This is a genomic window from Peribacillus loiseleuriae (genome assembly GCF_001183985.1).
GTDB lineage: Bacteria > Bacillota > Bacilli > Bacillales > DSM-1321 > Peribacillus > Peribacillus loiseleuriae.
In genome coordinates this window covers 4349483-4375199 of the sequence record NZ_LFZW01000001.1, presented here as the reverse complement: position 1 = coordinate 4375199, position 25717 = coordinate 4349483, and the positions used below count along the sequence as shown (strand labels likewise).

Here is a 25717-nt window from a genome sequence, read left to right as displayed (position 1 = left end):
ACGAGATTGGTTTAAATCGAGCCAATCTCGTTTTTCTATCTCGGACGTACTGATTCTGTCCATTTAGTTTTGTCTGATTCGCGTAAACTCGAGATATCTTGTTCCTTGAAATTGCAAATTGCCCATGTCACCCTCTATCAGCTGGCCATATTCAAGGTCCTTCACTTGGAATTCCATGCGATCCCCACTATCGACTTCAAATGTGATGTAGTAATGATTATATGCACGCGTTTCCCCTCCACCTTGTATGCTCATTCTTTTTGCGACGATTTTAGCTGGGACTGTTAATCTAGGGGCATCATTGTTGCTGTTCCAAGTCGCAATCCCCTTAATCATCGCAAAGATAATAATTCCGAAAATAATGATAAAAAAAGCAACGAAAAACATTGGTACGATATCAAATATAAAATCTCCTGGTGCTTCAAACATGTTGATCTCCCCTTTTGGTATTATTTTTTATATACGATGGAGGGAGGGGAAGGTTTCGAAAATAGAAAATATTAAAAAAATGCAATATCCCATAAATAAAGTGTCTGATCTTACACTACAATAGAGTGTGAGGACAGACACTTTAGGGTACTCTTATCTTTTAAGAAGTTGTTCAAAAAGTCCGGTAAAAAAGCTTGCGAATTGCATCAAAGCTCTGTCACTCCGGTCCTCACGGATTATTGCATACGCGAAAGGCTTGAGACGATTGCTCCTCGAACTTCTCGGCTTTTTTTACCCTCCTTTTTGAACACACATTTTAAGATTTTACTTTCTTTTTTCAATCGCAATAATAAATGGTGGGTGATTTACCTGATTGATGAATCCGTATTGTAGAACATGGGCTTTGTCCTGGTGGAGCGATGTGACATAATCCATAATGGCGTCTCGTTCAATCGCTCCACCTTCGTGTCCATGATAGATGACAAGAACGATAACGCCTTTAGGAGCCATGATCTCAAGCAGTTGTTCAATCGCAGCAATGGTCGACTCGGCAGCGGTGACAATTGATTTGTCTCCGCCTGGAAGATACCCCAAATTAAAGATGGCAGCTTTAATTTGGCCGTACTGTTGCTCTGATACATATGTTTTTACATGCTCATGCCCGGTTTGAATAAGTGTACATTGTTGCAACAGGTTTTCGGTTCGTAATTTATCCTTCGTATTTTCAATCGCTTCCTGCTGAATATCGAAACCGTACACATGTCCAGTTTCACCAACGAGATTCGCCAGATATGCTGTATCATGCCCATTGCCACAAGTCCCATCGATTGCAATATCTCCTGATTCAAGTGCCGTCTGAAGCAGAAACCGAGCGAAGGGAAGAATATTCATGAGTTTCATCGTTTTTCACTTCCGTTGTCATAGTAAAATTTATCGAGTAAAGTCCAATATGCGTCAAATTCGAAATGCTTCCTTACTCTTCTGTTAATTGATAAAATTTCCCTTGCCAGCTATCCCGATGTTTTAGCTCTGCATCAATCGAGTTCAATACATCCCATTTATTCACACTCCACATTGGCCCAATCATCAAATCTATCGGACCGTCACCAGTAATTCTGTGAACGATCATTTCCGGAGGGAGTATCTCCAGCTGATCAACAACAAGGTTCACATAATCCTCTTGCGTTAAAAATTCGAGCATCCCTTTTTCATATTGCTTGACCATTGGTGTTCCTTTAAGGAGATGAAGTAAGTGAATCTTGATTCCTTGAACGTCCAATTTCGCTACTTCACGAGCTGTTTCCATCATCATGTCATAGTTTTCAAGCGGTAGTCCGTTAATGATGTGCGTACAAACGCGAATGCCACGCTTCCTAAGCTTGTCGACACCTTCTTGATACATTTTGTAATTGTGAGCTCGGTTAATGAGTAAGGCTGTTCGTTCATGGACGGTTTGCAACCCAAGCTCGACCCATAAATATGTCCGTTCGTTCAGCTCGGCCAAATAGTCGACAACATCATCAGGGAGGCAATCTGGTCTGGTCGCGATGGATAATCCGACTACACCCTCCTGATTCAGCACGCTTTCGTATTTTTCTCTTAATTCACTAACTGGGGCATGGGTGTTCGTATACGCCTGGAAATAGGCCATATATTTGCCATCTTTCCATTTTTGATGCATTTTTTCACTGATGTTCTTAAATTGAACATCCAGCGGCTCAACCCGATCCCCGGCAAAATCACCTGACCCTGCTGCACTACAAAATGTGCAACCACCATGCGCCACTGTGCCATCACGGTTCGGGCAATCAAAGCCACCATCCAGTGCTACTTTAAAAACTTTATGTCCAAAATGCTTTCGCAAATGATAATTCCACGTATGATATTGTTTATTGTCCATTGCATAGATAAATGGCTCCGTCTGTGTCAAATTTGCAACCTCCTAAAGGTAAGCTAGCCAGATTAATTATACTACAGACAAGCCTTGTAGAAAGAAAAAAGAACACTTAATTAGCGAGGCTCTAAAAACCCAATCACACCCAGTTATCTACATATTGAAAAACAGGCAACCTAATAAAAAATGTGCTTCCCATACCTTCTTCACTTTCAGCCCAGATTTCACCTTTATGAAAAGTAATGATTTCCTTACAAATCGAGAGACCCAGACCGTGACCTTTTGTAACAGAATATTTTCTAGCTTTCGTAAAATTACGATCAAAGATGAACGGTAGCTCTTCCGTAGGAATCCCTGACCCAGTGTCTTGCACGCTTATGATGATATGTTGTGAATCACGAGCTTTTGCTAATGAAAGAATAATTTCGCCTTCTCTTGTATGATTCAAGGCATTGTTAATCAGATTTGTAAACACTTGCTCGATGCGGTCAGAGTCCAGCTCGACCATCATAGAGAGAGTATCTGCTTCGGCTAATTGGTTATCCAACCTAAAGTTTAGTCCATGGCTTACGGTATCAGTTTCATATTTTTGATACAAATGATCCATAAATTTGTCGAGCGGAATAAAATCCAATGAAAACGGAATTTGTCCAGACTCCAATTGGGATAGTTCGAATAAGTCATGAATCAAAAGATTTAAATTATGAATCCGGTCGAGGCTATTCTTTAAATACTGCATTCTTTGGCCATCTGTTTGCACGACTCCGTCTAAAATGGCTTCAAGATACCCCTTTACTGAGCTTATTGGTGCTCGTAAATCATGCGAGATATTAGAAAGAAAGTGGCGCCGCGATTGCTTATCCTTCTCTAATCGTTGGTTTAGCTCTTCCAGATAACGATTTGCTTCATTCAGCTCAATTGTACGTTTGGAAACTTTCGATTCGAGTTTCTCATAAAGATAAGCATTTTCAATCGAAATCGCCGCCTGGGTGGCAAGGAAGGTGAGGAGTTTTACTTCTCCTTCCGTAAAGGCATATGTGGCTTTATTATTTTCCAAATACAGAACACCGCTGACCATACCTTTAATAATAATGGGGAGACATAACAGTGATTTCAGCCTTTTTGTCGCAATATACGGGTCTTCAGTAAACATTCCTTCAGTTGCTGCATCATCAAGTACTACCGCTTCTTTACTTGTTTCCACATAGTACACCACATTTTCGGCAAGGAGACCTGAACCGATGACTGGTTGATTCCTCACCAATTCTTGTTTCCCTTTATCTAAGCTTTTCTGCTCAACTATCAACAGTTCAGTGTCTTCTTTGTATAAAAGAAATCCCCTATCTGCACCGCCGTATTGCATCGTAATATCCATCAGTTTATTCAATAAAGCCTCCACAATGATTTCTTTTGAAAGGCTTTGGGTCGCTTCCAGCGCAGTGTTGACATCGAAAAACGACTGGGAATCCTGATGTCTTCTTGCTAAATTAGGAATCTGATTTGTAGGGTTGATGAGATTTTGCTCTAACAGCAATTGCTCCGCCTTATTTGTTGCCCCCCATTTGACGTACAATTTATACGCCTCACTGAAAAATGCTTTCGCAAGCTTTGTATAGCCGATTGTAGCAAAGTAGTAAGCGGCACATTCGTTTCCAAGTGCCGAGTCCTGGATATAGCCATGCTGTTCTGCAGATTCGATGGCATCTTGATAGAATCGAAGAGCTGCTGTTTGATTTTCTTCGATGCGTGCAAGTTCAGCCATTATCAGCAAATATTTATGTAGATAATTGTCTGGAGCTAACTTGGCCCATTTCCTTAGTTTTTTCAATCGCTTCCGTAAACGCTTCAAAATCATCTTTTTCTCAAATGCACTGTTAGCCTCTGGATAAAAGCGGGCAAGCCAGAGGGCGTGATAAAAATAATACTCTGGTACGATGATAAGAGTCAGCCGGTCATTAATTAGCTGGTCGAGCTGGTCCAGCAGGTACTTCGCATATTCCGCTTTATTGAATAAATAGGCCATTTGCAGCCTAATTGTATAATGGATGATTTTTGCTGAATCATCATCCAGAACAGTCTCGAATTCCCAGGAATGATGGGGGCTAGTACCGTTCAGAAAGTGCAGCCATTGGTGCATTTCCTCAAGGAATCCCGTTGAAATCTGATACTGAATCTGGTGGACAAACTGCATCTGACTTTCTACCCCTTCGAGCGCCTCATTGATGGGTGTACCTTTGATAAAAGAGGCAATGACAATAAATGATACGTTCGCTCCAGCCAGATGAATATTCCCTGCATCTAAGCAATACGCTTGAGATTTTTCAAAGTATTCTAGACTTTTGCTAATAGGATGAGCCCAGTGATTAACAAAGCTGCCGTAAACAAATTGAATCCTGCCTTTAATTCCAATGACATCGAAGCGTTCAGAAAGCTCAACGGCGAGATTGCCAAATTCGTAGCTACCTTTAAAATCGTTAAAGCCGGCACTTAGAATCAGTGCGTAATTGTTGAAAACTAATGCACTGATGTCTGCGAGTCCATGTTTTAGCGTGAATCGTATAGCTCGAAGCATGAGTAGAGTCGCCAGGTCTTGATCTGCATGAAAGGTAGGTCCATTCATATTGATCATAGTTTGAAGAATCTGCCGCTTAGTAGGATCAGTCATTTTTGGTAGATTGAGTAGATCCTCTTTGGTTTTTCCATAAAGCGTTTTCTTAACTAATGCTAGTTCCTTCAAAATGGCCAGTTTTCCAGGGTTTCTTGATAAATGGATCCCATATTGCTTCAAGCCTTTGATGCCTGCGTCCACAGCTTCCTCTACTCTGTGGACATGGGTGTAGAGCGTCATTTTCATTTGATAAAGATCTAGTTTGTCAGATTGAGATTGGGCATACTCGAGAATGTGGTTTATAGTTGCCTCGGACTCCTTAAAGCTACTTGTTACATACTGACATTCACCGATTCCTTTCATCATCCGGATCGTTAATTCGTATTGTTCCCTCCAATTTTCCCCTGCCAACAAATAAGCATTTTGAAAATATTTCAGTGCTTCACTGAAGGCAGCAGAGGCTTGTGCCTTTTCACCAGCACGGATATTCCATTCAGTCAATTGGATGACTTCTTCTTTGTTTAAGTGCGGGCTACTAACATTAAGATGATTCACAATCGTAAATAAATTATCCTCCAGATTATTTGTAAATTTCACCAGGAGGCGTCCGATTGTTAAGTGAGCTTGCTCTTGTTCATTCTTAGTCATGGTGGAATAGACAGCTTGCTGGACGCGATCATGAAGGAAGGTATATACAGGTGGTTCGCTTTCAAGGAAGCGTTTTTCCTCATCCGGATAGATCCATTTATACAGCATATCATTTGGGAGAATCAATCCAGCATCAAGTGCTGTCCATAGATCATCGGCTGCTTCTTTATAGGTTTTTTCAGAGATAATGGCTAATGTCTGTAAGTCGAAGCGGTTGCCAATGCAGGAGGCGAGCTTTAGCATATCCTGAGTCGGTTCAGGAAGGAGTGAAATTCTTTCTGTTAAAAACTGGATGATGTCACCTTCCACTGGCTTCCCGGCAATTTGCTTCAGACTAGGAATCCACGAGCCTTGTATAGGCTGTGAGATAATATGGCCATCCTCATAATACGATTGAAGTAACTGTTTCACGTGAAAAGGGTTTCCTTGTGTAATACGATGCATCAATAAGGAAAGTTTTTCAATCCCGTTACTTCTGTTCCTAAATGAATCCTGGAGCCATTTATGAACTGTATCCTTTGGGAGGTTATGTAACGGAATTTCTTCGATGGAAACGTTAGTATCCTTGATTTTTTTCATAGTACTGACAAATGGATGATTTGGACCGACTTCATTATCCCGATAGGCGGCAATCACCATCAAATATTGACAATTCGTTTGCGAGAGCAGATATTCAATCATTTCTAATGAGGCAATATCTGCCCACTGCATGTCATCGAGAAAGAGAACGAGCGGATGCATCTTTGTTGCAAAAACATTAACAAATTTTTGAAAAATAAACAAAAAGCGTTTTTGAGAATCAGCCGATGAGCCATCCTGTGCAAGGTCTTGATCACCGAGCAGCCATTTCAGCTCAGGGATGATACCTGTAATCACAGCGGTGTTTACGGTTAGTTCCCGTTGAAGCACATTTTTCCATTGCTCAATTTGCTCGGCATCTTCAGTCATGATTTGGCGGATTAGCGATTGAAAGGCAGCAATGATCGGTGCAAATGGAACCTGGCGTTGCATTTGATTGAATTTACCAGAGATGAAATAACCTTTCTCTTTGACAAGCGGCTTATGGATTTCGTTGACAAGCGCCGTTTTTCCAATCCCGGAGCGGCCTGGAATCAAAACAAAGCCTAAATCGCCATGACAAACTTTTGAGAAAATCGATTGGATTTGATGTAATTCTGAATCGCGTCCATAAAGCTTCCGTGCCGTTTCAAAGATCGTTTTGTTATCGTTTTGCCCTAATGGAAACGATTCTATGCTGCCGAATGCCTCAAGCTGACTGAGGGCTTTGACAAGGTCTTCCCGGACACCCCAGGCACTGTTATATCGGGCTTCGGGCGATTTAGATAATAACTTTATGATGATTGCTGAAATAGTTTCTGGGAGTTCTTTCCTTAGTTCCCAAGGAACTTGCGGTGTCATGGCCAAATGAGCATAAACGAGCTGAACGGGATCTTTGCTCATAAACGGAAGGGTGCCTGTAAACAAACGATAAAAGGTGACGCCAAGGGAATATAAATCGGTCCGAAAGTCGAGAGTTTGGTTCATCCGACCTGTCTGCTCGGGTGAAATATAGGATAAATCCCCATCAATTGCATGAGGCCGAGTCGTTGCCAGGTGATTTTCCTGTTTTAAAAAAGTAGCATGATTGAAGCCAGTTACTTTTATCGTAAAGGTCTGCGGCATAATGAACAGATGAGCAGGGTTAATATTTTTATGTATCACCTGCTTTTGATGTATTTGGGAAATAGCCGTAGCAAGATTCTTTGCAATTTTTAATGAATCATTGATGGATAGTGGGTACTGTTTTCGTAAAAATCCCTCTAAAGTAACACCCTCAACGTATTCATACACGAAGTAATGGTCCTGCAAATGGTGAATCATTTTGATAGGCTTGAGGACTGCGTTGGACTGTATGGAATCACTAAGATGGAAATCGTGGATATACGATGCAGCTTCAGATGCTGTCAATTCTCTATTTTTTGCTGCTTTGATTAGCACCAGCTTATTTAATTCAGAGGAGTACGCTTTATAGAAAAAGTCTGAATCATTCGCTGCTTCGATTTCAATCAGTTTATAGCCTGGCAAGAACTGGTGTTGAATCATTTCGTTCGCCTCCATGTTTAATGAAAACTTTAATATGACTTTAACAAAACTTTAAGTTTGTCATTTACAATACAGATAACTTGTTAATATTTGAATAGTGGGACAATTAAGGTCGCAAATTACAAATAGTGTTGACTAATCTTACACCGATAAGAAGACTATCAAAGGATTCGCTTGCCGCGTCGATTTTTTGTTTCGTTGTTTTATGCAAGAGAGAAGGGTGTCGATTTCATATGGAGGATAATAAGATGAACAAGTACGGAAAGGATGTTGAGAACATTCCTATGACTGAGGATGTTGATGAATGGGTGAACCTACTCAAGGAAGCAAAAAAAATTGGCTTGACCCTAGAAGAGGTTCACAATTTTTTTCGCAATTTTAAGAACTCTATTGAACATTAAACTTATATCCTAATCCCCTTGAAGTTGTGATAAACTTCGGTTTTGTAGGATCACACTCAATTTTTTTTCGCAGATTGCTGATATGGACCATGACCGTCCGATAATCACCAAGATGGTCTTCACCCCAAATACGCTCGAAAATCTGCTCTAAACTAAGAATACGATTGGGATTTTCCGCAAAAAAACATAATAATAGAAATTCTTTCATCGACAACGTTAACGGTACCCCGTCCTTCTTCACGACGCCGTTTTCTTTCTCAATAATCAAGTTATCAAATACGAGAACCTTCTCTTCAGTGGACACACCAAGTGTTTCTGTTTGATTTTTTAAATCACGATAGCGTCGTAAATGCGCTTTCACCTTTGCTACAAGAAGACCTGGGTTAAAGGGTTTCGTGATATAATCATCGCCACCGATTCTATGACCAAGTATCTGATCGAAATGATCTTCTCTTCCACTTAAGAACAGGATAGGAACTTTTGTTATCTCCCGCAATGCTTGGCAAACTTCAAAACCATCCATTCCAGGAAGAGAGACATCGAGAATAATTAAATGTGGATTATACTCCTCTGTTAGCTTAATTGCCGTTTGTCCGTCTTTTGCAAATAGAAGCCGAAATCCCTCCCTCACTAAATATAGCTTCAGGATTTCTTGAATGTCCTCGTCATCATCCACCAGTAATAATGTTTCTTCTGCCAACCTAAACACCCCTATTCAACTCCAACTTCCTATTCGGGATTAATCCCTGTATATATCAATGTCATACGCTAGTCCGAAGTATATGGTAAATTTCTTTAATAATAAGTCGAGATCATCCATGACTTCAGTCTCGGTAGTTGGAATATTACTCTTACATAATATATCGCTATTATACTATAAAAATGGCATAATTAACTAAAAATATCAGATTATTCGAAATTAGAACGTATGATCATTTCCTATACGAAAAATGAATCATCACTTTCATTCACCTTACTCTAAATCTCAAGTTATAACGATTAACCTTAATGTTACGCTTTAACATATCTGATTTAATCTCACATCTCACTAACTCGGTGCTACGATGTTCTTCTAAAATCCAATGTGTGAATCATTTTGAAAAATGAAGATATATTTATCTAAGGGTGCATATATTCAATAGAGAAAATAATGTGAGGTGTAGAAATGGATCAACAACGAGAGCGGTTTACGCCGATGAAATCATATGTTCCTTTTCGCGGCTTATTCGATCCTTGTCCGCCAATTGGAGAAAAATATTACAGTACTCCACCTAATTTGTATGTAGGTTTTCAGTCACCAAATCTCGAACAATTCACTCCGCAAGAGGCTTTAAGAAAGGGGACGCTGTGGAAGGTGTTCTACGATTATTATGACAATCCTTATAAGCGGGGAGGAGATAGCGGTCATGGCTAATACGATGCCGATTGAGTATTATCAGCAATTAGAAGAGATTCAAGCCGTTGATTTTGTCATTGATGAATTGGTGCTATACCTAGATACCCATCCCACTGACCAGAATGCCATTCAACAATATAATCACTTTGCCTTGTACAGCAAACAAATCAAACAGAAATTTGAAGAGTCCTATGGTCCCTTGCAAAAAGGAAGTGTAAATATTCGACAAGATTACTGGGCCTGGAGTGGCCCTTGGCCGTGGCAAGTTTAAGCAGAAAACATATATAAGCATCTGCTCCAAAGTCCTACGATGGAAAAAGTTCAAGTACTAGAATTGCATTACCTAATGAAGGTGGGGGGCTGCGCTGATCGTGCGAAGCCCCGCCCCTTTTCCACAGAGAGGTGAGGAAATCGTGTGGATTTATGAAAAAAAACTGCAATATCCAGTGAAAGTAAGTACGTGTAATCCAACGCTTGCCAAGTATTTAGTGGAGCAATATGGAGGGGCAGATGGTGAGCTTGCCGCTGCCCTCCGTTACTTAAATCAACGGTATACGATTCCTGATAAAGTGATTGGGCTGTTAACAGACATTGGTACAGAGGAATTTGCCCATCTTGAAATGATTGCAACGATGATTTATAAACTCACGAAGGACGCGAAACCTCAAGCATTAAAGGAAGCAGGTCTTGGGGAGCATTATGTACAACATGATAGCGCGCTATTCTATAATAACGCAGCAGGAGTACCTTTCTCCGCTACATATTTTCAAGCAAAAGGAGACCCAATTGCGGATCTTTATGAAGATATTGCAGCTGAAGAGAAGGCAAGGGCTACTTACCAATGGATCATCGATATGTCTGATGATCCAGATTTGAATGACTCTTTACGTTATTTGAGGGAAAGAGAGATTGTCCATTCCCAGCGGTTTAGAGAAGCGGTAGAAATACTGAAAGATGAACGAGATCGGCAGAAGATTTTTTAAAGGGAAAAAGACGATTCTTCCACATTTAGGAAGGTCGTTTTTTTGATGAAATGGATGTTTAGTTCTGAACGTATCTGTTTAGATGCCAAATTTCTATAGGTGAATGATATTGACAATATTAGGAATAGAACGTATAGTTAAATCAATTTAAATACCAACTAATCCAATGTGAATAATTTTTATTTATACTTAATATTTTTTCAAATAGGCAAAAATCTATTGCAAGTACTATGCCGAATCTAGCAATTATTATGTTCGAGAGGTAACAAGAGAAATAAAGTCCATATCCGTAAAGGAAAAGAGGAAGATGAGATGACAAATGAAAACGAATTGAAATTCGATACAATTGCGCTGCATGGAGGCCAAGAAATCGATCCTGTTACCCGTTCAAGAGCGGTACCTATCTATCAAACTACGTCTTACGCTTTTGATGATACCAATCATGCTGCATCGCTTTTTCAAATGCAGGAAGAAGGGTATATCTATTCGAGAAACGCCAATCCAACGAATGCAGTATTGGAAAAAAGATTAGCGCAATTAGAAGGTGGGGTGGGAGCATTTGCAGTCTCTTCTGGACAAGCGGCTATATCCATTGCTTTATTAACTCTTGCAAAAACAGGCGATGAGATCGTTGCGACCAATGCCTTATATGGAGGAACCTACAATTTGTTCTCGGAAACATTTCTGCGCTTTGGGATTACCGTTCGTTTTGTTGACGGAACAGATTTTCATGCTGTGAAGAAAGCAATAAATGAAAAAACAAAAGCGGTATTTACAGAAACGATTGGGAACCCAGGTTTACAAATTGCCGATTTGAAAGTTCTTAGCAGAATCGCTCATGAACATGGTGTTCCACTAGTCGTTGATAATACATTTACGACTCCTTATTTAGCAAGACCGTTTGAGTTTGGCGCTGATATTGTCGTTCATTCTATAACCAAATTTATAGGAGGCCATGGTACATCTATTGGGGGAGCCATTGTAGACTCAGGGAAATTTCCATGGGATAACGGTAAGTTTCCAGAATTTACGAAAACGAAAGCTAGTTTGAATCACCATTCTTTTGTGGAGTTGGCAAAAGAGCGAGCGTTTATTTCTAAAGCTCGATTTGAACTTGGACATGATCTAGGTTCCTCTCTGTCCCCTTTCAATAGCTGGTTATTTATTCAAGGACTGGAATCATTGTCTTTACGAGTGAAACAGCATGTGAAAAATGCCGAAAAAGTTGCCGAGTATTTATCACAGCATGAGCAAGTTGAATGGGTGAATTATCCGACGCTTAAGGATGATCCGCAATATGAACTCGCAAAAATCTATCTTCCTAAAGGTGCCGGTTCTATTTTTACGTTTGGAATAAAAGGCGGTCTAAAATCAGCTAAGGCGTTTATTCATTCAGTAAAACTCTTGTCGCATGTTGCGAATGTTGGCGATTCAAAAACGCTTGTCATTCATCCTGCAAGCACGACTCATTCAAGATTGTCAACCGATGAACAGCTTGAGTCTGGTGTAACACCAGAGCAAATTCGCTTATCTGTTGGTTTGGAAGATATAGAGGATATCCTTGCCGATATAAATCAGGCCCTACAGGCAAGTAGAGAAAAACAAGTTAATTAAGAAAAAAGATAGTGGATTGTTTTGTTGATACAAGGCAATCTGCTATTTTTTTAAAGCCGTAAGGAGGGAAAGCCGCAATGGATTTAAGGACAATCAAAACGTTTAAAACGATTGTGAAGTACGGAAGCTTCCAACGAGCTGCAGAGGAATTAAAATATGCTCAATCCACTGTTACAACTCAGATCAAAAACCTCGAATCCGCTTTAGGTGTGACACTGCTTGAAAGAGGGAAAAATCTGCAACTCACCGAAGCAGGCAAGTTATTGAATGAGAAAGGAGATCTCTTATTAAAAGGATTTGAAAATCTCCAGAGTGCAATGGAAGACCTGGTCAATGGCGAGTCAGGCATAATCAGAATCGGTGTGATGGAACCAACAGCCAGTTTTCGATTTCCGCAAATCTTAACTCCATTTAAGAAAAAATTCCCAAAAATTCAATTGAGCATTCAAATACATAGTGTAAAGATTCTAAGCGAAATGGTAAAAAAGGACGAAGTGGATATAGCGATATGTACAGCGCCGGAGCAGGCATTAGGCACAATATTTGAGCCGCTTTTTACAGAAGAAGTAGCCTTGCTGACACCGAGTACTCATTATCTAAGCGGAAAGGAAACGATTTGTTTACAAGACTTAGATAATGAGCAGTTGTTGGCGACCTCTTCATTCTGTCCTTTTCGGAAGAATTTAGAAAAGCAACTGATAGAAGCTGGTATTAATCCGAACTACGGACTAGAAGTGAGTAATATGTTGGCATTAAAACACTTCGTTCAATCGGATTTTGGGATAGCGGTTGTCCCAGTTATTGCGATAACACCTTTATTGGAGGGGACTGTCATTAAGCCAATTACCGATTTTGATAAGGGATTGACAGTCGGGATCATGAGAAATGAGGAGCGGTCCTATCAAGGAAAAGCTATGGAGTATTTATTAGAATTACTCCACCAAGGATTAAAAAAGCCTGTAAAAAGTCTATTCAGTAACTAAACTCGCTTATTCAATATTTTTGAATTTTCTCTTCATTTTTTTCAATTATACAAAAATTATTAACTGCGTTATAGTTGAATATATATTAATCATATAAGTTAACTAAGAATTATTGATGAAAGTCGGAGAGGAGAACGATTATGTTAGTAGCTGCTGTAATTGATTTGGAGGAAACGATTGTCCCGTTTATAGAAGGAACAGTGATTCGTATTTATGATACAGAAACTGCAAAATACGAGGACTTCAGAAATCCCGCCATTGATGTAAAGGAAGGCAGGAGGGGAGCGGTTTTACATTTTGCTGAGGAAAAGGGAGTGATCGCATTTGTGGCACCACCTCAAACATTTTGTGAATTATCCTATACGAAAGCTCAAGCGGATCAGGTGAAATTCTATCATTTAACAGCCAACGTTAAATTTGAAACATTTCAAAAGTTATTAATCCATCAATTGTTAAAGGTGCAGGATGCCCTTCCGGCAGATGAAATTGCTCCCAGTTATGTTCCAGTACAAAACGAAATATAGTCAAGAGTTAAAAAATGAAATCGTTACGGGGTGAATAACATGAGTGGGGAGAAGAATGGGGTTCAAATAAGTATCCATCATTTAGAAAAATCATTTGGCGATATAGAGGTTTTGCGAGACATTCATTTAGACATAGCTCCTGGTGAATTTGTTGCCATCGTTGGAAAGAGTGGTTGCGGGAAAAGTACATTGCTAAGGCATATTGCTGGGTTAGAAGCAGTGAGTGCAGGAGAAATAAAACAAGACAATCACCGAATTAATGGATTGAACCAAACGGCCAGAATCATGTTCCAAGATGCACGCTTATTACCCTGGGAATCAGTTTTAACCAATGTTGGGATAGGAACAGGATTGAAAAAGAATTGGAAAGAACAAGCGAAAAAAGCGTTGCAACAGGTGGGATTAGAGGAACGTGCAAATGATTGGCCATCTATCTTATCTGGCGGGCAAAAACAGCGAATTGCTTTAGCAAGGGCCTTAGCAGCTCATCCAAGATTGTTGTTGCTTGATGAACCATTGGGCGCTTTAGATGCGTTAACAAGAATTGATATGCAGGAACTCATTACAGATTTATGGCAACAGAAACAATTCACGACACTTTTAGTTACACATGATGTTAGTGAAGCCATTATGTTAGCGGATCGTGTCGTACTGATTGAAAAAGGGAAGGTGCATATGGACATTCAAGTTCCGCTGCCTCGTCCTCGTAATCGTTCCAGTGCTGCCTTTGCTGAATTGGAAGAAAAAGTTCTGGCAGAAGTTTTAGGTAAGAAGGTGGGTAAACAAGATTCCGTACAATTAAAAAGAGTCGCCAATGAATAAAGAATGAATAAAGGAGGGAATTTTTATGGTTGAATTTATTACAATGGCTCCGACTTCAGGAGACGGACAGTATGTTGGCAATTCAAATGTTAATTCGCAAAGAATAGACAATTGGACAGGAACGGATGAAAGTGCAGAACGTCTCCCTACATTGGAATATATAAAAGCGATAGCTCAGGCAGCTGAAAAAGGCGGCTTTTCATCATTACTGCTGCCCACTGGGGGAAATTGCCTTGATTCTTTAGTCGTTGCCTCCAACCTTATTGCACATACAGAACGTTTAAAATTTTTGTTTGCTATTCGCCCAGGTTTTACAGCACCGGCCACATTTGCGAAACAGTTTGCGACCGTTGATTATTGGTCAGGCGGAAGAGCTTTAATAAATATCGTAACAGGGGGTTCCCCTAAAGATTTAGCTAGTGATGGTGATTTCTTAGATCATGACACAAGATATAGACGTACAAGAGAATTCATCCAAGTCTTGAAAAAATTATTTACCGAAGATTACTTTAATTACGAAGGTGAATTTTATCAGTTGGAGAATGCCTCACTATTCCCAAAACCGGCACAAACACCACAAATATATTTTGGAGGAGCATCAGAAATCGGCAAACAAGTTGCAGCTGAAGAGTCCGATGTCTATATGATGTGGGGAGAAACATATGAAAATACGAAGGATCGGATTGATGAAATAAAGGAATTAACAAAAAGAAAACAGCGAGACTTAAGTTACAGTGTATCCTTTCAAGTTGTTCTCGGTAACACAGAAGAAGAAGCGTGGGAAAACGCAAATAAACTGATTAGCAAAGTAGCGCCTAAAGTTTTGAAACATAAAAACGAACAAAGTGTGAGCGGAGATTCTGAAGGCGTTAAACGGCTTCATCAATTGATGAAAAGCGGAAAAGAAAATCAATTCAAAATTGGTCCGAATTTGTGGGCGGGGTTAACTCAAGTTCTTTCTGGTAATTCGATTGCACTAGTTGGGACCCCTGACCAAGTAGCGGATCGAATCGTCGAATTTGTTGATCTTGGCTTTGATAAAGTTCTTTTAAGAGGATTTCCTCATCTTGAAACGATTGAACAAGTGGGAGAATTAGTCATACCGAGAGTACATGCAAGATTAGCTCAAAAACAGCCAATATAATATAAAACTGTTCAAAAGAGAAAAGTAAAAAATTGATAGAATCCTAACGTATGATTGGAGAATTTAAATGGAATATATAAAAAAAGGGAAAAAACCTTATTTGTTCATCAGCCTTATTATCGCCATGCTGTTATTAACGGCATGCGGAAAAGCTACTGGATCAAATGTAACGAGTAAGGAACTTCGAATTGGGTACCAAAAGAACGGTACTTCTTTATTGTTGAAAAATAAAGGATTACTGGAAAAGGATTTGAAGGAGTCTGGTTATAAAGTGGAATGGTCTGAATTTAACACAGGATCTTCTATTTTAGAAGCATTAAATGCGGGAAGTATCGACATTGCAGGTGCAGGGGATATCCCTTCGATCTTTGCCCTTTCTAAAGGCAGTGATTTCAAATATATTGCCAGTGAACCTTCTTCTCCTAAGACGGAGGGGATTTTGGTTAGTAAGGACTCTTCGATTAAATCGTTAAAGGATCTAAAAGGAAAAAAGATTGCTTTTAATAAAGCTTCAATTGCTCAGTATTTGTTAAATCAAGCTCTAGCATCTGTTGAACTAACTCTTAATGATATTGAGCCGATGTATCTTAATCCACCTGATGCTAGTATTGCATTTGAACAAGGTCAAGTAGATGCTTGGGTCGTATGGGATCCTTATATGACCGTCTCTGAAAGTAAAGGCAATGTTATTTTACAAGATGCCCAAGGGATCGTTCCTTTGAGATCGTTTTATTTTAGCAGTTCAAAGCTAGCTGAAAAACATCCAGAAATCATTAAGAAAATCGTCCATCATATTGCGGATACAGGAAAAGGGATTAATGAAAACCCGCTAGAAGCAGCTACATTATTGGAAAAAGAAACGAATATTCCCGCAGAAACGTGGGAAAAGGTGCTCGGAAGAAAAGAATCTGATGTCCATTTTATGGAGCAAGAAGCCGTTAACGATTTACAGGCTGAAGCCGATGACTTATTGAAACTAAAATTAATCGATCAAGGAGTTAAAATTGCAGATCATGTATGGTATCCGGATAAGAAGGAATGAAGTAAGCCTTACGTGGGAAGGAGTAGAAAATGAAAAAGAATAATTGGGCAAAATCGTATGATAAAGCGACTCCTTGGATCTTACCATTCTTATTATTAGTACTATGGCAATGGCTATCAACTACCGGTTGGATATCTTCAAAAGTATTGCCGTCGCCCATTGAAGTAATAGAAGCAGGAATACAACTTACTGCAAACGGAGAGCTTGTAGGAAATATTAGCGTAAGCTTTACACGTGCATTTGTTGGCTTTATGATCGGCGGAGGAATTGGCTTGTTTTTAGGGCTTTTAAATGGGATTTTTCCGGTTGCGGAAAGGTATTTAGATGCGACGATTCAGATGTTTCGAAACATTCCACACTTGGCTTTAATACCGATTGTCATTCTATGGTTTGGAGTTGGCGAAGAGGCTAAGATTTTCCTAGTGATGATTGGTGTGTTTTTCCCAATTTATATTAATACCTATCATGGGATTCGCTCTGTTGATAGAGGGTTAATTGAGATGGGGAGAGTGTACAGTCTTTCAAAGTGGAAATTATTTTCAAAGATTATTTTTCCAGGAGCATTACCTTCTATTTTGGTAGGTCTGCGCTATGCCTTAGGGGTTATGTGGTTAACTTTAATTGTTGCTGAAACGGTTGCTGCAAGTTCTGGAATTGGTTATATGGCCATGAATGCCCGCGAATTTATGCAATTAGATATTGTGGTGTTAGCCATTGTTTTGTATGCATTGCTTGGTAAACTTGCCGATTCATTGGCTAAACTACTTGAAAAGTATTTGCTTAAATGGAATCCAGTTTATCAGAAGAAATAAATAAGATGAAGGCATCACAAGTAAAGGAGAGTTGGAGATGGGGCAGAAAATAAAATTAGGCGTATTCCTTATGGGATCTGGCCATCATATTGCATCATGGAGGCATCCCCATGTTCAAGCGGATGCCAGTGAGGATTTCCGACATTATCAAGAAATTGCTAAGATTGCAGAAAAAGGAAAGTTGGATATGCTTTTCTTAAGTGATGGGCTATCCTTTAACGGTCTATCCCATCCAGCTGAACTTGTTAGATTCGAACCCCTTACTTTGTTAGCAGCGCTATCTGTGGTTACAACCCATATTGGTCTAGCTGCAACTGCCACAACGACCTATAATGAACCGTTTCATATAGCACGGAAATTTGCTTCTCTAGATCATATAAACGGCGGACGTTCTGCATGGAATGTTGTAACCTCTTATTATCAAACAGAAGCAAGCAACTTTAATCAGCAAAGTCATTTAAGCCATGGTCTTCGTTATGATCGGGCGAAAGAATTTGTCGAGGTCGTTAAAGGACTCTGGGATAGTTGGGAAGAAGACGCGCTTGTCAGAGACAAGGCATTTGGTGTCTACTTTAATCCGGATAAATTACACACTCTCCATCATCAAGGTAGTTATTTTTCTGTAAAGGGACCATTAAATGCTTCTCGATCTCCTCAAGGACGACCGATTATCATCCAGGCAGGGTCATCCGAAGAAGGAATGAACTTAGCGGCACAGACAGCTGATGTTATATTTACAGCTCAACAAACATTAGAAGAGGCACAAGCTTTTTATAAAACGGTAAAAGAAAAAGTAATCGAATACGGTAGATCACCAGACGATGTAAAAATAATGCCGGGTCTATCCCCTTTTGTCGGGCACACAGAACAGGAAGCAAGAGAAAAATATCAGAAGCTTCAGGAACTTATCGTCCCCGAAGTTGGGCTAGATCTTCTATCTGAATACTTGGGTGGATTTGATCTTTCTGGTTATCCGTTAGATCAGCCATTGCCAGAAAATATCCCAGAAACGAATGGAAATCGGAGCCGGCGAGAACTGCTCATCAATCTAGCAAGAAGAGAGAACCTTACGATTAAGGAACTCTATTTGCATGTTGCAGGTTCTAGAGGCCATCGGATCATATTTGGCGACCCGGAAGGAATCGCCGATCAGTTAGAGGAGTGGGTTGTGAATAAAGGAGCTGATGGTTTTAATCTTATGCTCCCAAGTTTTCCGGCAAGCCTCAATGATTTTGTAGAGTTAGTCGTCCCCGTATTACAGCATAGAGGTTTGTTTAGAACAGAGTATGAAGGTAAAACATTACGAGAAAATTTGGGTTTGCCTGAACCTGAAGCCCAATTTGATAAAAGGCAGATCAGAGTATAGTTATGGCGTTCATATGCTGCTGGCTATTAACGTTATAGAAGCTCTGATTCTCATTGTAGAGGATGGTGAATACAATTGAATTAAGTGTGGATGTAAAATAAAGTTTGATAATTTATAACAAAGTCTGGTTGTTAATAATAATGATTGATAATTTTGAATAGAGTTTGATCAAATCCTGTATTGATAATACAGGTTTTTTCATTCTTAAAAAAACGTGGGCTAATATTTGAACTTGACCAGCAAAAATCATTGGAAGAACAAATGCTCGCTATTTTAAAGGATTCTAAAAAAATGAATCGCTGGGAGCAGTCCATCCAACTTTATCAAAAGGAAATAGAGTTGGAAGTACCGAAAGAAATGGTGGAAGTCATGACTTGGATCCTGGACCAAAAAACGAACAATATTCCGTCACACTCATTTGAACCGTCTACTATATTTCAAGTAGCAAGGGCATAATAGTACAAAAAAGGAGGACGAACTGTGGGTAATATTACAACTTATATTGACCAGTTCGGATACATTGTATTATTTATTGCGCTCATGCTAGAAATGATTGCCTTTCCGTTACCTGGTGAAGTCTTTATGGGGTACAGTGGGTTTCTTGTATACCAAGGTCATTTAAGCTGGATGCTTAGCATATTAATTGCTGGAATTGGAGCCTCCATTGGAATGAGCCTTGCTTATTGGATAGGTTATAAGTTAGGAACTCCTTTTGTCGAGAAACACGGACATCGGTTTCATATGGGGCCGGAGCGAATCGAGAAAACATCCCGATGGTTTAGTAAGCATGGTAATAAGTTATTGATTATTGCCTATTTCATTCCTGGGGTCAGACATATTACTGGGTATTTTTCAGGAATTACCCAGATACCCTTTCGTACGTATGCACTGTTTGCGTATAGCGGGGCGTTCCTGTGGGTTACGGTGTTTATCACTCTAGGCAAGATATTGGGTCCACAATGGGAGCAGTTTCATAGTTCAGTTAAAAAGTACCTCATTATAGGAAGTATTGTGATTGCTGTTATATTAGCAACAATTTATATATACAAAAAGTATAAAGTAGAGATTAAAGATACAGCGATTAAGATAATAAATCTGACTTTGAATGTATTCCATTCTCGGAAACAAGTGGGTCTTCTTATATCAATTACAGCTATCTTAACATTGGGACTCATTATTCTTATGATTGGTATGATACAGGATTTTCTGGGGAATGAATTTCAGGATTTTAACGAGGTTGTAGATTTATTAATACCTTTAACTTTTAATAAAGACTGGACGAAAGTCATGCTACTATTCTCATTAATGGGATCTAGACAGGTTCTTTTAATGCTTATTATCCTCACTCTATTTTGGATTTTATGGAGAGGTAGAGATAAAATCTTTGAGTTATTATCCCTTGCGATTGTAGTAGGTGGCGGTGAAGTGTACGAGGAAAGTTTAAGGGGAATTTTTCATGAACTCTCACCACTTGATCATTCGTTTACGGATCAGCTATTTTACTCTTTTCCAAGTGAACAATCATTAATGACTTTTGTGATTTACGGGTTTGTTTTTTTTATTTTAGTACGTACTACAGGAAAAGTTTGGATTCATACATTTGTTCCTATAGCTGGACTCGTTATTTTATTTCTCACTGCGACCAGTCGTTTATTTTTGGAAGTTCAACTCCCTAGTGATGTTGCGGCCGGTTACGTGTTCGGTGGAGTATGGTTAGGGCTTAATATTCTTCTGCTGGAGATTTTTCGATTAATGAGAAGCGTGGGTAAAGGAGCTCATTAAACTAAAAGAATCACTCAAAAAAATGGGTTAAGGGATTACTGGCATCGATTCATCATACCCTTAATTTTTAAGTTCAGTTTCGATGGTATCCCTGCTTTTTGTGAAATATCATTCGTTTAATATGTAGATGTTTGTAGGGTCCTTTTTTCTGAGAAACTTGCTTAAATATCATAATTAATAAAATCAAATCTCATTTTCATTAAATTTAATGTGATTTTAAGTGGATTTCAGCTTGTAGGTTTATCCGACATTAACGGGCAGCCATCCATGATGCAACGCTTCACCTACAAGGATGAAAATGGTTATTCTCATGGGAGCAAAATCCCACTGATTGAAGTTTCACTTTAGGGATATAAAGTGCTGTATTTAGGAAAAAGTATCATTTACCCAGTTAACTTAGATTGAGAGAAAGTAGTTTGGAGGATGAACTATGAATATTTTTAAAATATCCATTAAGGGAGTAGAAATCCTAATTCAGAAAGGAATATTGAGGCTAGTTGATTTTGGGAACGACACAACCATTGAAGTTGCGTTGAACGTTCATCTAACCGTAGTGAACTTTATAAATACAATGAGTTATTCACAAGAAAGAGTTACACTATTTTCCAAATAAAATACTGAAATAAATGGTAATTTTGATATACACATAGGGAAATCCAGCATTTTTTTAGTAAGTAATCCAAAAGAGATAGAAGGAATTGATCATTTGTCTTCTATTTCGTATGGAAAAGGATCCTTTACAATGGAACAGGGACAAGGGATTACATTAGATGAAGAATGGAACACTAAACAAAAGTCAATACTCATAAATTTTTTAGAATCCTTGCTAGATGAAATTCAAGATGAAGGAAATCGTATGTTTATCCATTCACTTCAAGAGAAACTTAAAAAGGGGGAAACACTGAACATCTTTGATCAATTTATCAAAAATGAGGTTAGTTACTTAGTCGAAGAAGTACTGGCCAAAAAATAAAGGAAGATTATGCAGGTAGATCATTTTAATGGTTGTTTACGTATTTGAATATTTCTATTCAATGGAAATAGATGGCCAGCTATGAAACTAGTGAAAAAAATAAATATTATCTTTTTTTTCGATGAGAATTTGAACGTATGTTTGTTTATAAATTAGAAATCATTCTTTTTCAACTTCATTTTATATCAGCTTAATACAGCCTTCAGTCGATTTAGCATAAATCTTTTTTCCATGTACTAAAGCGTGTGGCCTATTTTACGAGGGTTATATTTATCCATACTGTAATCCAAATTTTATTTTTTGAATATTCCGACCTTTTTAGCAGCAATAACACATTGTAAACTAGATTGTTATATTATTCATTGAAATGGGCAATATAATTGGAGAATTTGGGACAATCGATTGTGTGCAGGTGGACTTCATTCGTGATGAGCTTATTTCAACTCCAATTTTTTAGTGGAGTTCTTAAGTAATTTTAATCGTATTTTCATTAAATTTTCATGTGAATATTGTATGATGAATTTCCTTACAGAATATGAAAAGCAGGGAGTTTGACGACATTATTTACCGGTTCTAAGTAAAAAAGGAGATGAATCCATTGGCAAAAATCCCATCTAATTCTAATGAAGCCCTGGCTTCCCATTCTAGAGGCCAACAAATGTTGAGCAAAGTTCCAGAAGTCACGATATACTTCTGGATTATCAAAATTATGGCAACCACAGTGGGGGAGACGGCTGCAGACTTTCTAAATTTTAACCTGCACTGGGGATTGACAAACACGACATTTATCATGGCTGTTCTCTTTCTGATCACGCTATTTTTTCAGTTCAGGGCGAAGAAATATGTGCCAGGGATCTACTGGCTTACAGTCGTGCTTATAAGCGTTGTCGGCACACTCGTCACAGACAATCTTGTGGATAACTATGGGGTCGCACTGATGACGACCACTATCATCTTCGGCCTCGCGATGCTAGCAACTTTTGCTGCTTGGTACGCGAGTGAAAAGACTTTGTCCATTCACTCTATCTATACGACCAAGAGGGAAGCGTTCTACTGGTTAGCCATCCTGTTTACCTTCGCTTTGGGGACTGCAGCCGGTGACTTCATTGCAGAGGGGCTCAATTTAGGGTACTTGAATTCAGCGCTAATGTTCGCTGCAATAATCGGGGTAGTGACCATTGCTTACTACGTTTTTAAGATGAATGCAGTGCTGGCCTTCTGGATTGCCTACATCTTAACCCGTCCTTTTGGCGCCTCTCTTGGCGACTACCTATCACAATCTCGCCATGCGGGTGGTCTTGGTCTGGGTACGATGGGAACTAGCGCAATCTTCCTCGTAGTCATCCTCGTTATGGTCATCTACTTGACCAAGACGAAAATCGATGAGAACTCGCGCTTGAGATCAGAAGACTAAAGAACAAGCTGATATTTTTGAAACGGTAAATAATAGGAAAAGTCTTTATAAGGAGTTGATTCAAACAAGGATCAGCCCTTTTTTTATGCGGGTCCAACATGGGTGTAGTCTATAAGGTGTAGATCTCAATCTATGAAGGCATAAATATTAGGTTTCATGCAAGTTTGTCCATGGTGACTCAGAATCTGAAGTGGCCGATCGGAAAACCACAAGCCTGAGGTACACAAACTTCATAAAAGAATAATGATCATTAAATAAGTTTGCATACAAAACGAATTTGGCGTTAATACGTCACCATTTATCCCGCATTAACGGGCAGTTAGACCCCCACCTCAAGGTACAAGTGTAAATGTGTAAATCTAGGTGGGGGATAACTGCTCGTAAAAGCCCGATTGGTGAGATACAGTGAAACTTACCTTTGTGATCTTCAAAGGTATAGTTGAACCAATTGGGTTCGCAGTATGGCCTTATCTACGTGGTAGCGGAGATTTTAGCGATACTAGAACGGGACTAACAATCAGTGGGGGATGAAGAAAACCCCCACTGATTGAAATTTCACTTTATCATGAATTTTGTCATGTAATTAAATACCTAACAAGATGCCTCATTATATCTTTATTAAAAATTCTTAAGATTTTCCCACTGTATATTCAAATTTTCTGGACACAATATACTTTGACGGGCATATAAAGAGAGGGATTTAAATGAACGCCTTTCGTTTCATTCAACAATATATCAAACATCCGCGTTTCGTGGGAGCTATGATTCCAAGTTCTAAACAACTGGCAAAACAGATGGTAGCACCTATCTGCTTTGAAGAAGCAACATGTATCATTGAGTATGGACCGGGAACGGGTGTATTTACAGAAGAGATCATAAAGAAGAAACATCCAGAAACCATCCTTTTAGTTATTGAGGTAAACGAATCATTTTATAAGATACTAAAAGAAAAATATAAACAAATGGACAAGGTGTATATTGTTCATGGATCTGCAGAAGATGTGGCACAAATCAAGGAACAGTATGCGATCTCTAAAGTGGACTATGTAGTATCAGGACTACCATTTACAAGCCTCCCCCTCATGATATCCCGCAATATTTTAAAACAGACGAATAAAGTCTTAAGGGAAGAAGGTAAATTTATCACGTTTCAATATTCAAAAATGAAACAAAACTTCTTTCGTACCTTTTTTGGTAACATTCAAATTAAAAAGGTATATTGGAATGTTCCACCGGCTTATGTATTTACTTGCAGTTTCTAGTGTATATAGAAGATTGCCGAACTAACGATTCTTTTTTTAAAAACTACATTAAGACAAGACTATCTAAAAAGGGTCTGCCCTCATATTCTATAGCTCGTTTAATATGTCATAGATAAACGGTTATAGTAAATGTGGGTCTGACCCTTTCATTATGGGCGAGCCTCTCGGTCATAACAAACAGATTTTTTAGAATTTAATTGACATTTTAAATATTAAGTTATATAGTAGAGAAAATAAAAATTATATATGGATATTTCTTATCAAGAGATGTGGAGGGACTTGGCCCTATGAAACCTCGGCAACAGGTTTTTACTTTTGTAAAAATACTGTGCTAAATCCAACGAACGAAAGTTTGAAAGATAAGAAGAAGCCTTTGCTAGATAACTAATAGAAGTATATTCTTTTAATTTGTCTAAGTAAGCCTCTTCTGTCTAATGATGGAAGAGGCTTTTTCGTATTACAGCTTTGAAAAGGAACAACATGGGGGAGAGTAGATGATTGAATTTCAAAATGTAAAAAAGAGGTATGAGTCGAAGAAACAAACGGTCGAAGCGTTGAAAGGGATCGATCTAATCGTGGAAAAAGGCGATATTTTCGGTGTTGTTGGTTATAGCGGTGCTGGGAAAAGTACATTGATTCGGTTAGTCAATTTACTAGAACGTCCATCAGAAGGGGAAATTTTGGTAAATGGTAAGGCGTTGACCTCTTTAAAGCCGAAAGATTTACGAGCGGAGAAGAAGAAAATCGGCATGATTTTCCAACATTTTAATTTACTGAACTCAAAGACCGTTTTTGATAATGTAGCGATGCCGCTCATCTTATCAGGTACACCTGTTAAAGAAATTCAGACACGAGTTAATGAACTATTGGAATTTGTGGGTCTTTTAGGAAAGGCGAAAAATTATCCAGAGCAACTGTCTGGTGGTCAAAAGCAGCGAATCGGCATTGCACGTGCTTTAGCAACCAATCCTTCGATTCTATTATGCGATGAAGCAACATCAGCGCTCGATCCACAAACGACAAGTGCTGTTTTACAGCTATTAAAGAAAGTGAACCAGGAATATAACATCACCATCTTGCTAATTACCCACGAAATGTCGGTCATTCGCGAAATTTGTAATAAGGTGGCGGTCATGGAAGGTGGCAGGATTGTTGAACAAGGTCCTGTGTTTGACGTATTTGCTAAACCGCAGACGGAGATTGCCCAAAATTTTGTCCGAACAGTAATCCATGATGAAATTCCCAAAAGTTTTAAAAGCCAGGCGGCAGGAAATCCGATTATCTGGAAAATTAATTTTATTGGAGCAAATTCAGGCAAGCCATTATTATCTACAGTTGCCAAACAATTTGATGTCGATTTAAATGTGTTGTCAGCCAATATTTCGGAAATCCAGGAAACACCTTTTGGTAATTTGATTATTGAAGTGACAGGAGAAGAAAGCGAGATTAAGAAAGCATACGATTATATTCAAGCTGAAAATATTCTTGTACAGGAGGTGAGAATACATGAATAACAC

The 25717-nt window shown here is 38.9% G+C and carries 24 protein-coding genes and 1 riboswitch; of the genes, 19 read left to right on the top strand and 5 right to left on the bottom strand.

Annotated features, from left to right (window positions below; all coding sequences use genetic code 11):
* Nucleotides 1–63 precede the first annotated feature (63 nt).
* From AC625_RS20175 to AC625_RS20160, 4 genes are all read right to left on the bottom strand, one after another.
* Nucleotides 64–429 (bottom strand): DUF2500 domain-containing protein, encoded by a 366-nt coding sequence (locus tag AC625_RS20175; protein ID WP_049682925.1) that lies wholly within the window; start codon nt 427–429, stop codon nt 64–66.
* A 324-nt stretch (nt 430–753) separates the two neighbouring features.
* A complete protein-coding gene (gene mnmM, locus AC625_RS20170) occupies nt 754–1329 on the bottom strand; it encodes a tRNA 5-(aminomethyl)-2-thiouridylate-methyltransferase MnmM (protein WP_049682924.1) in 576 nt (191 codons plus the stop codon).
* A gap of 73 nt (nt 1330–1402) precedes the next feature.
* On the bottom strand, nt 1403–2359 hold the full coding sequence (gene mnmL / locus AC625_RS20165) for a tRNA modification radical SAM protein MnmL/YtqA (RefSeq protein ID WP_049682923.1): 957 nt from the start codon (nt 2357–2359) through the stop codon (nt 1403–1405).
* Between the two features lie 103 nt (nt 2360–2462).
* Nucleotides 2463–7682: an ATP-binding sensor histidine kinase gene (locus AC625_RS20160; protein ID WP_049682922.1), complete on the bottom strand. Its 5220-nt coding sequence runs from the start codon at nt 7680–7682 to the stop codon at nt 2463–2465.
* Between the two features lie 248 nt (nt 7683–7930).
* On the opposite strand from AC625_RS20160, the gene AC625_RS26120 reads away from it, so the two are divergent.
* Entirely contained in the window at nt 7931–8083 is a 153-nt protein-coding gene (locus AC625_RS26120) for an anti-repressor SinI family protein (RefSeq protein WP_156187593.1), read from the top strand.
* Here AC625_RS26120 and AC625_RS20155 read toward each other — a convergent pair.
* A complete protein-coding gene (locus AC625_RS20155) occupies nt 8070–8783 on the bottom strand; it encodes a response regulator transcription factor (RefSeq protein WP_049682921.1) in 714 nt (237 codons plus the stop codon). The two genes, AC625_RS26120 and AC625_RS20155, sit on opposite strands and share 14 nt — an antisense overlap.
* A 465-nt stretch (nt 8784–9248) precedes the next feature.
* On the opposite strand from AC625_RS20155, the gene AC625_RS20150 reads away from it, so the two are divergent.
* The 18 genes from AC625_RS20150 to AC625_RS20065 all read left to right on the top strand — a co-directional run bounded on the left by AC625_RS20150 (nt 9249) and on the right by AC625_RS20065 (nt 25714).
* Complete coding sequence (locus AC625_RS20150) at nt 9249–9497, top strand: spore coat associated protein CotJA (RefSeq protein WP_049682920.1); 249 nt, start codon at nt 9249–9251, stop codon at nt 9495–9497.
* A complete protein-coding gene (locus tag AC625_RS20145; RefSeq protein WP_049682919.1) occupies nt 9490–9750 on the top strand; it encodes a spore coat protein CotJB in 261 nt (86 codons plus the stop codon). Before AC625_RS20150 ends, AC625_RS20145 begins: the two co-directional genes overlap by 8 nt.
* 142 nt (nt 9751–9892) lie before the next feature.
* Complete coding sequence (locus AC625_RS20140) at nt 9893–10462, top strand: manganese catalase family protein (RefSeq protein ID WP_049683843.1); 570 nt, start codon at nt 9893–9895, stop codon at nt 10460–10462.
* A gap of 312 nt (nt 10463–10774) precedes the next feature.
* Nucleotides 10775–12076, top strand: a complete 1302-nt coding sequence (locus AC625_RS20135) for an O-acetylhomoserine aminocarboxypropyltransferase/cysteine synthase family protein (protein WP_049682918.1) — start codon at nt 10775–10777, stop codon at nt 12074–12076.
* 77 nt (nt 12077–12153) lie between these two features.
* Nucleotides 12154–13059, top strand: coding sequence for a LysR family transcriptional regulator (locus AC625_RS20130; protein WP_049682917.1), 906 nt, complete (start codon nt 12154–12156; stop codon nt 13057–13059).
* Between the two features lie 140 nt (nt 13060–13199).
* Entirely contained in the window at nt 13200–13583 is a 384-nt protein-coding gene (locus AC625_RS20125) for a hypothetical protein (protein WP_049682916.1), read from the top strand.
* 39 nt (nt 13584–13622) lie between these two features.
* Entirely contained in the window at nt 13623–14405 is a 783-nt protein-coding gene (locus AC625_RS20120; protein WP_049682915.1) for an ATP-binding cassette domain-containing protein, read from the top strand.
* Nucleotides 14406–14430: 25 nt separating this feature from the next.
* The gene (locus tag AC625_RS20115; RefSeq protein ID WP_049682914.1) at nt 14431–15549 is read left to right on the top strand and encodes an LLM class flavin-dependent oxidoreductase; all 1119 of its coding nucleotides are present in this window, start codon (nt 14431–14433) and stop codon (nt 15547–15549) included.
* A gap of 67 nt (nt 15550–15616) precedes the next feature.
* A complete protein-coding gene (locus AC625_RS20110) occupies nt 15617–16591 on the top strand; it encodes a sulfonate ABC transporter substrate-binding protein (RefSeq protein ID WP_053178154.1) in 975 nt (324 codons plus the stop codon).
* Between the two features lie 29 nt (nt 16592–16620).
* Entirely contained in the window at nt 16621–17403 is a 783-nt protein-coding gene (gene ssuC / locus AC625_RS20105) for an aliphatic sulfonate ABC transporter permease SsuC (protein WP_049682913.1), read from the top strand.
* A gap of 37 nt (nt 17404–17440) precedes the next feature.
* Nucleotides 17441–18769 carry an LLM class flavin-dependent oxidoreductase gene (locus AC625_RS20100; RefSeq protein WP_049682912.1) on the top strand — a complete coding sequence of 443 codons (1329 nt, stop codon included), beginning with the start codon at nt 17441–17443 and terminating at the stop codon, nt 18767–18769.
* Nucleotides 18770–19060: 291 nt separating this feature from the next.
* Complete coding sequence (locus AC625_RS27340) at nt 19061–19225, top strand: hypothetical protein (RefSeq protein WP_180320125.1); 165 nt, start codon at nt 19061–19063, stop codon at nt 19223–19225.
* A gap of 24 nt (nt 19226–19249) precedes the next feature.
* Nucleotides 19250–20551 carry a VTT domain-containing protein gene (locus AC625_RS20090; protein ID WP_245645051.1) on the top strand — a complete coding sequence of 434 codons (1302 nt, stop codon included), beginning with the start codon at nt 19250–19252 and terminating at the stop codon, nt 20549–20551.
* A 430-nt stretch (nt 20552–20981) separates the two neighbouring features.
* Nucleotides 20982–21164, top strand: a complete 183-nt coding sequence (locus AC625_RS20085; protein WP_049682910.1) for a hypothetical protein — start codon at nt 20982–20984, stop codon at nt 21162–21164.
* A 129-nt stretch (nt 21165–21293) separates the two neighbouring features.
* On the top strand, nt 21294–21524 hold the full coding sequence (locus AC625_RS20080; RefSeq protein ID WP_156187591.1) for a hypothetical protein: 231 nt from the start codon (nt 21294–21296) through the stop codon (nt 21522–21524).
* Nucleotides 21525–22113: 589 nt separating this feature from the next.
* Nucleotides 22114–22938 carry a COG4705 family protein gene (locus tag AC625_RS20075; RefSeq protein ID WP_049682908.1) on the top strand — a complete coding sequence of 275 codons (825 nt, stop codon included), beginning with the start codon at nt 22114–22116 and terminating at the stop codon, nt 22936–22938.
* Between the two features lie 704 nt (nt 22939–23642).
* Nucleotides 23643–24200 (top strand): class I SAM-dependent methyltransferase, encoded by a 558-nt coding sequence (locus AC625_RS20070; protein WP_049682907.1) that lies wholly within the window; start codon nt 23643–23645, stop codon nt 24198–24200.
* A gap of 254 nt (nt 24201–24454) precedes the next feature.
* A riboswitch (SAM riboswitch) is annotated at nt 24455–24566 on the top strand.
* A 128-nt stretch (nt 24567–24694) separates the two neighbouring features.
* Entirely contained in the window at nt 24695–25714 is a 1020-nt protein-coding gene (locus tag AC625_RS20065) for a methionine ABC transporter ATP-binding protein (RefSeq protein ID WP_049682906.1), read from the top strand.
* Nucleotides 25715–25717 lie beyond the last annotated feature (3 nt).